11 protein-coding genes are annotated in these 12,125 nt (G+C 41.1%); 4 read left to right on the forward strand and 7 right to left on the reverse strand.

Annotated elements, in window-relative coordinates; translation table 11 throughout:
• Positions 1–75: 75 nt before the first annotated feature.
• Positions 76–1,602, reverse strand: coding sequence for a threonine ammonia-lyase, biosynthetic (gene ilvA / locus CVP05_RS06490; RefSeq protein WP_100288767.1), 1,527 nt, complete (start codon positions 1,600–1,602; stop codon positions 76–78).
• Positions 1,603–1,683: 81 nt separating this feature from the next.
• Positions 1,684–3,387, reverse strand: a complete 1,704-nt coding sequence (proS, locus tag CVP05_RS06495; RefSeq protein ID WP_100288768.1) for a proline--tRNA ligase — start codon at positions 3,385–3,387, stop codon at positions 1,684–1,686.
• 274 nt (positions 3,388–3,661) lie between these two features.
• On the opposite strand from proS, the gene ggt reads away from it, so the two are divergent.
• The gene (gene ggt, locus CVP05_RS06500; protein ID WP_243389216.1) at positions 3,662–5,365 is read left to right on the forward strand and encodes a gamma-glutamyltransferase; all 1,704 of its coding nucleotides are present in this window, start codon (positions 3,662–3,664) and stop codon (positions 5,363–5,365) included.
• A 43-nt stretch (positions 5,366–5,408) separates the two neighbouring features.
• Here ggt and lysA read toward each other — a convergent pair whose 3' ends face one another.
• Both lysA and lptM read right to left on the reverse strand, forming a co-directional pair.
• The gene (gene lysA, locus CVP05_RS06505; protein ID WP_100288770.1) at positions 5,409–6,656 is read right to left on the reverse strand and encodes a diaminopimelate decarboxylase; all 1,248 of its coding nucleotides are present in this window, start codon (positions 6,654–6,656) and stop codon (positions 5,409–5,411) included.
• 13 nt (positions 6,657–6,669) lie between these two features.
• On the reverse strand, positions 6,670–6,786 hold the full coding sequence (gene lptM, locus CVP05_RS06510) for an LPS translocon maturation chaperone LptM (RefSeq protein ID WP_100288771.1): 117 nt from the start codon (positions 6,784–6,786) through the stop codon (positions 6,670–6,672).
• A gap of 151 nt (positions 6,787–6,937) precedes the next feature.
• On the opposite strand from lptM, the gene cyaY reads away from it, so the two are divergent.
• The 3 genes from cyaY to recQ are packed head-to-tail and all read left to right on the forward strand — an operon-like array spanning position 6,938 to position 9,972.
• A complete protein-coding gene (cyaY, locus tag CVP05_RS06515; protein WP_100288772.1) occupies positions 6,938–7,249 on the forward strand; it encodes an iron donor protein CyaY in 312 nt (103 codons plus the stop codon).
• A gap of 10 nt (positions 7,250–7,259) precedes the next feature.
• On the forward strand, positions 7,260–8,123 hold the full coding sequence (gene pldA / locus CVP05_RS06520) for a phospholipase A (RefSeq protein ID WP_100288773.1): 864 nt from the start codon (positions 7,260–7,262) through the stop codon (positions 8,121–8,123).
• Positions 8,113–9,972: a DNA helicase RecQ gene (gene recQ, locus CVP05_RS06525; RefSeq protein ID WP_100288774.1), complete on the forward strand. Its 1,860-nt coding sequence runs from the start codon at positions 8,113–8,115 to the stop codon at positions 9,970–9,972. Before pldA ends, recQ begins: the two co-directional genes overlap by 11 nt.
• Positions 9,973–10,019: 47 nt before the next feature.
• Here the strand turns inward: recQ and CVP05_RS06530 are convergent, their stop codons facing one another.
• The 3 genes from CVP05_RS06530 to CVP05_RS06540 all read right to left on the reverse strand — a co-directional run bounded on the left by CVP05_RS06530 (position 10,020) and on the right by CVP05_RS06540 (position 12,122).
• On the reverse strand, positions 10,020–10,541 hold the full coding sequence (locus CVP05_RS06530) for a cytochrome b (protein ID WP_100288775.1): 522 nt from the start codon (positions 10,539–10,541) through the stop codon (positions 10,020–10,022).
• Between the two features lie 167 nt (positions 10,542–10,708).
• On the reverse strand, positions 10,709–11,503 hold the full coding sequence (locus tag CVP05_RS06535) for a DmsC/YnfH family molybdoenzyme membrane anchor subunit (protein ID WP_100288776.1): 795 nt from the start codon (positions 11,501–11,503) through the stop codon (positions 10,709–10,711).
• Position 11,504: 1 nt separating this feature from the next.
• Entirely contained in the window at positions 11,505–12,122 is a 618-nt protein-coding gene (locus CVP05_RS06540; RefSeq protein WP_100288777.1) for a DMSO/selenate family reductase complex B subunit, read from the reverse strand.
• Positions 12,123–12,125 lie beyond the last annotated feature (3 nt).

Raw genomic sequence — 12,125 nt, forward strand, 5'->3', positions numbered from 1 at the left:
GAAAAAAGAGTGGTCATTCGTTCGTAGGTTGGATTAAGGCAATAATTGCCTATCCAACCTACACATCACTTAAACTTATCCTAAAAAATAACGGTAAGCCACACTATCTGTCACATCTTGATACGCATAACCTAACTCGTCTAAATGTTGGTTAAATGCATCAAGGCTATCATCAGAGAATTGTACACCGGCAAGGACATTACCATAATCTGCACCATGCGCACGATAATGGAATAAAGAAATATTCCATTGGCTCCCTAATGTTTCCAGGAATTTTAACAATGCGCCTTTTTGCTCTGGAAACTCGAAAGAATATAACCGCTCTTTTAGATCACTTGATGAACGGCCGCCGATCATATAGCGAATATGGGTTTTCGCCATTTCATCTTCCGACATATCTTCCACATCATAGCCACCTTGTTGGAGCTGAGCAATAATATCTAATTTCTCCTGCTCACCGCTCACACGCACCCCTACAAAAATACAGGCTTTCGCATTATTTGCATAGCGATAGTTAAACTCCGTTACTGCGCGCTCACCTAATAATTTAAGAAAGCGCAAAAAGCTTCCCTTTTCTTCTGGAATTGTCACAGCTAGCAAAGCTTCATGCTTTTCACCAATTTCACAACGTTCTGATACATAGCGTAAGGTGTGAAAATTCAGATTTGCCCCCGATAAAATATTCACTAAGGTTTCCCCTTGAATATTATTTTCTTTGACATATTTCTTTAATCCCGCTAAGGATAACGCACCCGATGGCTCCGCCACCGCACGTACATTCTCAAACATATCTTTTAGTGCTGAACAAATTTCATCATTATCCACCAACACCACATCATCCACATACTGCTGGCACACTCGAAATGTTTCATCACCAATACGTTTTACTGCAACACCATCAGCAAATAATCCCACTCGCTCTAAATCCACAGGTTTACCTGCTTTAAGTGCCGCATATAAACAAGCGGAATCCTTACTTTCCACACCAATTACTTTAATCTCTGGCATCAATTGTTTAATTAATACCGCAACACCTGCAATTAGCCCTCCCCCTCCGACTGGCACAAACACACGATCGATTTGGGTATTTTGTTGCAATAATTCCATACCTAATGACCCTTGCCCCGCAATAACAGCCGGATGGTCAAAAGGTGGAATAAAAGTCATATTTTTGCTTTGAGATAAAGCAATGGCATGGGCTTTCGCTTCATCAAAGTTAGCCCCGTATAGTAACACTTCTCCACCAAAACCCCGTACCGCTTCCACTTTAATGCTAGGTGTATTTTGTGGCATAACAATTAATGCGCGTAAACCTAAGGTTTTGGCCGATAAAGCCACACCCTGCGCATGATTCCCCGCAGAGGCTGTAATCACCCCAGCGGCTTTTTGCTCTGCGCTCAATCCTGCGATCATCGCAATAGCACCACGTAATTTAAAACTGTGTACCGGCTGACGATCTTCACGCTTCACAAAAATCTGATTACCCAAGCGCTCGGATAATTTGCTCATAGGTTGTAAAGGCGTAACTTGTGCCAATTCATATACTTTTGCACTCAATACGGCGCGTAAATAGTCGTTGCCGGTTAAAGAGGTATTGCTCATGTTGTGTTCCGTTTTTATTCACCTAATATAAAGTGCGGTCAATATTTAAAAAGTTTTTCATTTCCTACCGCACTTTTACCATTATAAGCCCGCAAGAAAATCCATCAGTTGATCTTTGGCAATCATTTTTTTCTCACCTGTACGGCGGTGTTTGTATTCTACTTCACCATTATCTAAATTTTTCTCGCCAATCACGATCATATGTGGCACACCGATTAATTCCATATCCGCAAACATCACACCTGGGCGTTCTTTTCGATCGTCAAAAATGACTTCAACGCCTTGTGCATTTAATGTGCGGTAAAGGTTTTCAGCAAATGCTTGTACTTTCTCTGATTTGTGCATATTCATCGGCACAATCGCCACTTTAAATGGCGCAATAGCATCTGGCCAAATAATGCCACGCTCATCATGATTTTGCTCAATCGCCGCCGCAACCACACGTGTCACACCAATCCCATAGCAACCCATAATCATCGTTAGGGGACGTCCATCTTCTCCTTGTACAGTAGCATTCATCGCTTCAGAATATTTTGTACCTAACTGAAAAATATGCCCAACTTCAATACCACGCTTAATCAATAACGTTCCTTTACCATCTGGACTAGGATCCCCTTCCACCACATTACGCAGATCAGCCACTTCTGGCAAAGCAATATCTCTTTCCCAATTCACATTAAAATAATGTTTACCATCAATATTCGCCCCGCAAGCAAAATCACTTAAATTCGCTACACTGCGATCGACAACCGCCGGAATAGGCAAATTAATCAGTCCTAATGATCCAACATTAGCACCAATCACCGATTTAATTTCGGCTTCATCGGCAAACATTAAAGGACTTGCCACCAATCCGACTTTTTCGGCTTTGATTTCATTCAATTCATGATCACCCCGTAATACCAATGCTACCAACGGATGCTCCTCAGTCGCACCTTTTACAATCAAGGTTTTCACACTTTTTTCAATCGGCAAATTAAATTGTTCTACTAATTCATTAATTGTTTTCGCATTTGGCGTGTCTACCAATTCTAACCCTTTCGTTGCCGCTTGACGTTCTCCACCAACAGCGACAGCCTCCGCTAATTCAATATTTGCTGCAAAATCTGATTCTGTTGAAAAAACAATATCGTCTTCGCCACTTGCTGCTAAGACTTGGAATTCATGAGATGCGGATCCGCCGATAGAGCCTGTATCAGCTTGTACCGCACGAAAATCTAACCCCAAACGATTAAAAATATTAGTATACGTTTGATACATGATGTCATAAGTTTCTTGAAGACTTTCATGAGTGGCATGGAATGAATAAGCATCTTTCATGACAAATTCACGAGAACGCATAATACCGAAACGCGGGCGGACTTCATCACGGAATTTTGTTTGAATTTGATAAAAATTCAGTGGAAGTTGTTTATAAGAGCTAATTTCACGACGGGCTAAATCCGTAATGGCTTCTTCCGCTGTTGGACTTAAAATAAAATCACGCTCACCACGATCCTGAAAACGTAACAACTCTGGACCATATTGATCCCAGCGTCCAGATTCTTGCCATAGTTCTGCCCCTTGCACTACAGGGATTTTCACTTCCAGAGCACATTTATTCATTTCTTCTCGAACAATTTGCTCGACTTTATTCACCACTCGCACACCTGTCGGCAACCAATTATATAAACCGGAAGCTGAGGGTCGGATCATACCTGCACGCAACATTAATTGATGACTCACGACTTGAGCATCGTTTGGGGTTTCTTTCAAAGTTGAAAATAAATATTGACTTGTACGCATTTAATTTGAATTCCTAAAATCAGTATCAATAAAATTGCGGCTAGTTTACCACTAGCGACCGTAAGCACAAAGGAATGAATAAAAGAAATCGAACGTTATTTTTTGTGACTAGGTTCAAAGTTATGGCATTGTGAACAAAATGTTATTGAATTTATTAAATAAAATGACTATGCTCAATACGCTATTTAGATTATCACGAGGAGTTAAATACATGATAAAAAAACTGAAAGTATTTAAAATCAGCGCAATAGCGATGATGTTTAGTTTAAGCAGTATGACAGCCATTAGCGCACCAGTTGTTACCCAAACCGAAGCAGCAGCACAAGCTGCGGCACGTTATGATAGCTCAAAAGATATTTTCCACCCTGTTTTTGGGCAAAATGGTATGGTTGCGACAGAACAAGCCCTCGCCACTCAAGTGGGATTAGATATTCTTAAACAAGGTGGCAATGCGGTTGATGCGGCGGTTGCTGTCGGGTTTGCCCTTGCTGTTGTGCTACCTAATGCCGGCAATATCGGTGGTGGCGGTTTTATGGTGTTACATGATGGTAAAACCGGTGAAAATTTTGCGATTGATTTCCGTGAAGTTGCTCCACTCAAAGCAACACGTGATATGTATTTAGACCAAGATGGGAATGTTATTAATGGAAAATCCTTATACACTCACTTAGCGGTCGGAGTACCAGGCACTGTTGCGGGCATGGAATACGCCCTCAAAAAATGGGGAACTTTACCCCTAGAACAAGTGGTACAACCTGCGATTAAACTCGCAGAGGAAGGTTTTAATGTTAGCGATGTACTTGGCAAAATGTTACAAGAAGAGAGAGAAAATTTAGCAAAATGGCAAAGTACAAAAGCGATTTTCTTTAAAGGAGATGCCCCCTTGTCCGCTGGGGATTTATTGGTACAAAAAGATTTAGCCAATTCCTTAAAACAAATCGCACAACAAGGTGCAAAAGCCTTTTATGAGGGCGAAATAGCACAAAAAATTGTTGCCGAAATGGAAAAACATGGTGGATTAATCAGTCTTGAAGATATGAAATCTTATCAAGCCGTTGAACGCCAACCCATTAAAGGCACTTATCGCGGTTATGAAATTGTTACTATGCCCCCTCCGAGTTCCGGTGGGATTCATTTAGTACAAATCTTAAACATGCTTGAACGCTACCCATTACAACAGTATGGCAGCAATAGCGCGAAAACCATTCATTATCTTGCAGAATCCATGAAATTGGCTTATGCCGATCGTTCGGAATATTTAGGCGATCCGGACTTTGTGAAAATTCCGGTTAAAGGATTGACCTCGAAGAAATATGCTGATGAACTCGCTCAAGGCATTAAAGAAGAAGTCGCGAGAGCCGCTTCAGAGATTAAGCCTGGCAAACCTCAACCTTACGAAAGTGATCAAACCACCCATTATTCTATTATGGATAAAGACGGCAATGCAGTGGCTGTTACCTATACGATTAATATGAATTTTGGTAGCGGCATCGTCGCAGATGGCACGGGAATTTTATTAAATAATGAAATGGATGACTTCTCTGCTAAGCCAGGCGTGGCAAATGCTTTCGGTCTAGTGGGAGGAGAAGCTAATGCCGTAGAAGCCAAAAAACGTCCGCTCTCGTCAATGACGCCAACATTGGTACTAAAAGATGAAAGACCATGGTTAGCTACAGGTAGTCCAGGTGGATCAAGAATTATCACTACCGTACTACAAAGTATCCTCAACATTGTGGATCATCAAATGAACCCTGCGGAAGCCATTGTTACGCCACGTGTTCACCATCAGTGGCTACCCGATGAACTTCGCATTGAAGAAGGATTAAGCCCTGACACCTTAGAACTGCTAAAAAACAAAGGGCATAAAATCTCAGAAAAAGCCGCTATGGGGCGGGTGCAAATCATCTTATCAGAAAAAGATGGTTTCTACGGCTACTCAGATCCTCGCAACCCAGATGGAAAAACCTTAGGGTTTTAATTCAAGACAGGGCGGTCAATGACCGCCCTGTTATTTCGCATCGTTATGGCAAGACACTTTCCAATTGCCACAGCTCGTCTAAATTTTGACGACGACGGATCAAATGCGCTTTATCATCATCAACCATCACTTCTGCTGTCAACGGACGTGAGTTATAATTTGACGACATACTTGCCCCATAAGCCCCTGCTGAGCGCTGAGCAAGCAAATCCCCTTGCGCAATAGCCAACGTGCGTTGTTTCCCAAGAAAATCCGAGCTTTCACAAATAGGGCCAACCACATTATATACCTGAGGTTCACGCGTTAAATTACGATCAACTTCAATAATATTCATATACGCTTCATATAAAGCAGGACGAATCATATCATTCATACCCGCATCAACAATTGCAAAATGAATATCACCATTGCGCTTCAAATACTCAACCTTAGTCACTAAAATCCCCGCATTTGCAGTAATCGCTCGTCCAGGTTCAAGGATAATTTCTAATGGATAATCCTTCAATTTATCCAACAATGCTTTAGCATATTCTGTAGGGTGTGGTGGTGTTTCATCACGATAAGTTACCCCCAAACCGCCACCAAGATCCAAATGTTCTAATTCTATACCATCGGCCTTTAATTGCTCCATCAATACAATTACACGATCGGTTGCATCTAAAAACGGTTGTAGTTCTGTAAGCTGTGAACCAATATGACAATCCATACCAGTAATTTTAATATGCGCTAATTGCGCGGCTCGACGATACACTTCACGGGCTTGCTCCACACTCACACCAAATTTATTTTCTTTTAACCCAGTCGAAATATAAGGGTGAGTATGTGCATCAACATCTGGATTTACGCGCAAGGAAATAGGCGCTACTTTGCCTAATTTCCCAGCCACTTGATTAATACGCTCTAATTCAGCTTCTGATTCAACATTAAAGCAACGAATCCCCACTTCCAACGCACGGGCAATTTCTGCTTCCGTTTTCGCCACACCAGAAAAAATCACTTTGCTCGCATCCCCTCCGGCAGCTAATACACGTTCTAGCTCCCCCTGTGACACGATATCAAACCCTGATCCTAACTTCGCCATGACATTTAAAATCGCAATATTTGGATTGGATTTCACTGCAAAGCAAATTAAATGAGGGTGATGACCAAACGCTTTATCAAACGCATGCCAATGGCGTTCTAAAGTAGCTCGAGAATAAATATAAAGTGGTGTACCGAATTGTTCAGCAATGTGTTTAACTGGTACTTGTTCTGCCATTAACTGATTTTGTTGATAATGAAAAAAATCCATGAAACCGTCCTGCTTAATTAACCTTTTGTTCTTCTTTTTCTGGAAAATATAAAGGGCCTTTGACACCACAAGCTGAGATTCCGCTCACTAATACGCTAAGCAATAAAAGTGCGGTAAGTTTTTTTAACATAATTGTTTGCTCATTATAGTTTGTTGATCTTGGTTTATTTTTACCACTAATTTTCCTTTTTGGCTATCATAATTTTTACTGCATAAGCGCCCAAAAATGACTATAATCTCTTAATCATCTTTTTAATCACTTTGGATAATGGGAAGCACAAATGAATTTAGCAGAATTTCATAAAAACATTGAACAAGTATGGGCTTATGTAGAAGAACAACTCGAAGAGCAAGACTGTGATGTAGACTGCGACACTCAAGGTGCGGTGTTCTCGATTACCTTTAATGATCGTAGCCAAATTATCATTAATAAACAAGAACCTATGTTAGAAATGTGGTTAGCCAGCCGTTTAGGTGGATTACATTTTGCGTATAAAAACGGTGAGTGGATAAATAGCAATCAAGAAAGCTTTTGGCAATGTTTAACCGACGCCTGTGCAGCGCACGGTGAAACTGTAGACTTCAAGCGCTAGAGGCTCCAAGATGAATAAACGGATTAAGTCTTTAGTTTGCTTGTCTTTTTTAGCGACATTCTGTACATCTGTACAAGCAAACAATACGAATACCTTTGAATTTCCTTATAAAAGCAAAACTGAAGCACTACTCGCGCCTCGTTCTGATAACTTTATCGGCGTGATGGCATATGATCAAAATTATCTCATGCAAACTTGGTCCAATGGCAATTATTATGACAGCGACAACATGAGACATGAGGAAGTAAAATTTCAGATAAGCCTTGCCTTACCCATTTGGCGAGGCATTTTAGGAAATAATTCTGTATTAGCCGGTTCTTACACACAACAATCTTGGTTCCAATTGACCAATACAGGTGAGTCTTCACCTTTTCGTGAAAGTAACTATGAACCTCAATTATTTCTCGCGTGGGCGACCAAATACCCCTTACCATTTGGCTGGACACTCAATGATATAGAAACGGGTTTTAATCACCAATCTAATGGAAAAGGCGAACGTGAGTTAAAATCGCGCAGCTGGAATAGATTATATGCAAGAGCCTCAGCGAGCAAAGGAAATTGGATTGTCGAACTTAAACCATGGTGGCGTATTCCAGAAAAAGCAGAAAAAGACGACAATCCTGATATCACAAAATATCGCAGTTACTTTGATTTAACGGTGGGTTATCGTTTGGATAAACATCAATTCAAACTCACCGGTCATTATCACCCTCGCCATCATAAAGGGGGCATAGAAGCGACCTACAGCTATCCAATCACTAAATATATTCGCTTTTATGCGCAATATTACGGTGGCTATGGTGAATCTATGATTGACTACAATCGTAATATTCAACGTATTGGCATTGGTATTTCTCTGAATAATGTCTTTTAATTCCTCTTCTTTTACGGAACAAACTACAGAAAGTGCGGTACAAAATACAAAAACTTTATCAAAAGCTACCGCACTTCATGTACTACATGCTATTTTCGGCTATCAGAGTTTCCGTCAGGGACAAGAAGACATTATTGAAGCGGTTCTTGATGGACAAGATAGCCTGGTTATCATGGCAACGGGTAATGGTAAATCCTTATGCTACCAAATCCCCGCCCTGTGCTTTCCAGGCCTAACCTTAGTCATCTCTCCCTTAATTTCTTTAATGCAAGATCAAGTAGACCAACTACTTGCCAATGGCATTGAAGCTGGGTTTCTGAATTCCACACAAAGTTATGAACAGCAACAACAGGTGCAAAATAAAGCCATTTCCGGGCAGCTAAAATTGCTTTATCTTTCTCCTGAAAAAGTAATGACCCACAGTTTTTTTCACTTTATCTCTCAATGCCAAGTCAGTTTTATTGCCATTGACGAGGCCCATTGTGTCTCCCAGTGGGGGCATGATTTCCGCCCTGAATACAGTCAGTTAGGCGGATTGAAAAGCTGTTTTCCAAATGCGCCTATTATGGCTCTAACCGCAACAGCGGATCAGGCAACTCGACTAGACATTTTACACCATCTACAACTCCATGAACCTTATCTCTATATCGGCAGCTTTGATCGTCCGAATATACGATATACCTTAATAGAAAAATATAAAGCAATGGATCAAATCTGTCGCTTTGTATTAGATCAAAAGGGCAAAAGTGGTATTGTGTATTGTAATAGTCGAAAAAAAGTCGAACAAATTACCGAGAATTTGCGGCAAAAAGGCATTGCTGCCGCAGCATATCATGCTGGTATGGAAAACAGCCTACGTGAAAAAGTTCAACGTGCTTTTTTACATGATAACGTACAAGTTGTCGTCGCAACGATCGCCTTTGGAATGGGAATTAATAAATCCAACGTCCGTTTTGTTGCTCACTTCGATCTTCCTCGAAGTATCGAATCCTATTACCAAGAAACCGGACGGGCCGGACGCGACGATCTCCCTGCTGAAGCCGTGTTATTCTACGATCCAACAGATTACGCTTGGCTACAAAAAATACTATTAGAAAAGCCCGAATCTCAACAGCGAGATATCGAGCAACACAAATTGCAAGCGATGGGAGCATTTGCTGAGGCACAAACCTGTCGTCGTTTAGTTTTGCTTAATTATTTCGGCGAACATCGGCAAAATGCCTGTAAAAACTGTGATATTTGCCTTGATCCACCGAAAAAATATGATGGATTAATCGATGCGCAAAAAGTATTATCAACCATTTATCGGCTAGGACAGCGCTTTGGGATATATCATGTTATTGCCGTCCTACGTGGTTTGCAAAATCAAAAGCTGAAAGAATATGGGCATGACCAACTCAGTGTGTTTGGTATCGGTAAAGGCTATTCTCAAGAATATTGGCTATCTGTCATCCGGCAATTAATACATTTGGGCTTAATTCATCAAAATATTGCAAGCCATTCCGCACTGCAATTAGCCGGCAATGCACGAGAAGTCTTACGAGGCGAAATACCACTAGAACTCGCTACTCCTCGAATTTCCTTAAAAATATCTTCTGCTTTGGTCAAACAAAGTGCGGTCAATTTTGACAAAGATTTATTCGCTCGCTTGCGCTTCTTACGTAAACAAATTGCTGAACGTGAGAATATTCCACCATTTGTGGTATTTAGCGATGCGACCTTACAAGAAATGAGCCAATATATGCCAGTAACAGATAGAGAAATGTTACAAATTAATGGAATCGGGGCGAGGAAGCTTGAACGCTTCGCTCGACAATTTATCCCGATCATTCAAGAATATAAGAGATAAATCCCTCAATCAATATACCGCTAATAACGATTAGCGGTATACTATAATTAACGTTTTCCAGCCATACGATTTAATACTTTATCGCCTTTTATTTGATGCACAATCGCCATCACAATATGCCCGGCTACCAATATAAATAATATCCAACCAAGCAAGCTATGCCATTGACTTCCCAGCGCGACCATCCAATCAATTCGCGTTTCAGCGCCTTTCATCACTTCAACACCAAAAACTTCTAAGCTACCACGCGCACCACCATATTGGCGAATCAATGCAACCGTTGGAATAATAAGCATCAATAAATACAACACAAAGTGTCCCAGTGATACCAAAATATTTGCGGCTGGCGGGCGACGATGGCGATTCAGTAGCGCCCAAATAGCACGAATAATAATCAATACCCACAAGATTGTGCCAACTGACTTATGAGAGTTACGCAATAATTTGGAATAATCATCATTGAGTGTTCCAGCTATTGCCGTAAATAAAATATACGCAAAAGCAATCGCCATTAACCAATGTAACACACGACTAATCGTGCCATAATATTGTCGATTATCTGAATGCATCAAGTTCTCCTAATGTAATAACAAAAATACCGTCTTTTTAATTCAATTTGACTATAGAATAAATGTTATACAAATTATAAAGAAATTTTGCAAGAAATGTTAATTTTTTGTTTAAAAAATTAGGCAAGGTCACTCCGACCTTGCCCAAATCTCAACTATAAATAGGTTTAAAATGCTGTTCCGACCGTCATATACATGCTGTAGAAAAGGGTTCTACCTATCATTTCGGCAAAAATAATCACGGCAGCCCCCGCATATTGACTGACTTGAACTGTTCGGCAAAGGAACCAAATCCCCATCGCAATTAAACACAAGCGCACCACATTGAGCAGCGCAAAATCAGGTACTAAATTGACCGCACTTTGTACAGAAGAGTGAATTGTCAGTAAATTAAAACCTTGATAAATCACGATAATAGCAATCAGAAACAGCCCAAACATCACGGCACGTTTCACCCAAGTGGCTTGCAGGAATAAGGCATAACCTAAGGCACCGCCTGCGGTCAGCACGGTTAAATAAAACGCCCAAGGAGTAAACGCATTATTCCAAGTGGGGACAGTGCTGATTTGGTATAAATTCGCCATCATCACCATAAATACCACACCTAAAAGTGCGGTTAAAATCAACCAAGTTTTGCTTAACGCTTGCGGCATTTTGCCTAACACCGACAGCAACCAATACAATCCGGCGGCGGCAAAGAATACCGCACCACTGGCAATTTCATTACTCAGTGGTGATTCCCCTACTCGATTCAAGGAATTAAACGCTCGTAGCGGTGAGCCTAAGTGCATAATAGAGGCAACAAAACCGATACCAAGCAACACGAGCAACACAAACAATTTGTTATTTTGCTTTTCCGTTTTGCCTTGCACGGCAGCTACCGTCATTACTAAAAATGCCCCCACTACGGTTTGTGCAAGCACGGTGAAAATAATTAAGGGTAATTCATGTAATCCGTTCATGTTACACCTCTCTTGGATTGGCTAAGAAACCGCTTTGGTCGCCTGCCGGTTTGCTGTTTTTATTCGGATTGATCACCAAATTCGGTTTGGTATAACTCGGATCCGGTAATGGAGCGATTGCAGCAAGATCACCGTATTTCGCACGCAATTCACTGATTGGAGCAAAATCCAACGCTCGCAACGGACAAGATTCCACACAAATTGGTTTTTGCCCGGCTTTCACACGGGAATAACAGCCGTCACATTTGGTCATTCGTCCTTTTTGCGCATCATATTGCGGTGCATCATACGGACAGGCCATACTGCAATAACGGCAACCGATACAAAGCCCGTCATCCACCATCACAAAGCCATCTTCATTTTTATGCATTGCACCTGTCGGGCAAACCTTCGTACAAGCCGGATCGTCACAGTGGTTACAGGAGATAGACGTATAATAAGCAAACACATTTTGCTCCCAACAGCCATTCGGCTGTTGCAACCAATCGCCTCCTACATATTCATAAATACGGCGGAAATTCACCTCTGTCCCTAAATCTTTGTAATCTTTACACGCTAATTCGCAGGTTTTACACCCTGTGCAGCGGCTTGAATCAAAATAAAAACCATATTGTTCCATGAG

The sequence above is a fragment of the Conservatibacter flavescens genome (assembly GCF_002795425.1).
In the GTDB taxonomy this organism is placed as follows: domain Bacteria; phylum Pseudomonadota; class Gammaproteobacteria; order Enterobacterales; family Pasteurellaceae; genus Conservatibacter; species Conservatibacter flavescens.

Bases quoted from the DNA above. Each gene is read 5' to 3' on its own strand.
- ilvA (WP_100288767.1), bottom strand. From the start codon at position 1,602: ATGAGCAATACCTCTTTAACCGGCAACGACTATTTACGCGCCGTATTG.
- proS (WP_100288768.1), bottom strand. From the start codon at position 3,387: ATGCGTACAAGTCAATATTTATTTTCAACTTTGAAAGAAACCCCAAAC.
- ggt (WP_243389216.1), top strand. From the start codon at position 3,662: ATGACAGCCATTAGCGCACCAGTTGTTACCCAAACCGAAGCAGCAGCA.
- lysA (WP_100288770.1), bottom strand. From the start codon at position 6,656: ATGGATTTTTTTCATTATCAACAAAATCAGTTAATGGCAGAACAAGTA.
- lptM (WP_100288771.1), bottom strand. From the start codon at position 6,786: ATGTTAAAAAAACTTACCGCACTTTTATTGCTTAGCGTATTAGTGAGC.
- cyaY (WP_100288772.1), top strand. From the start codon at position 6,938: ATGAATTTAGCAGAATTTCATAAAAACATTGAACAAGTATGGGCTTAT.
- pldA (WP_100288773.1), top strand. From the start codon at position 7,260: ATGAATAAACGGATTAAGTCTTTAGTTTGCTTGTCTTTTTTAGCGACA.
- recQ (WP_100288774.1), top strand. From the start codon at position 8,113: ATGTCTTTTAATTCCTCTTCTTTTACGGAACAAACTACAGAAAGTGCG.
- CVP05_RS06530 (WP_100288775.1), bottom strand. From the start codon at position 10,541: ATGCATTCAGATAATCGACAATATTATGGCACGATTAGTCGTGTGTTA.
- CVP05_RS06535 (WP_100288776.1), bottom strand. From the start codon at position 11,503: ATGAACGGATTACATGAATTACCCTTAATTATTTTCACCGTGCTTGCA.
- CVP05_RS06540 (WP_100288777.1), bottom strand. From the start codon at position 12,122: ATGGAACAATATGGTTTTTATTTTGATTCAAGCCGCTGCACAGGGTGT.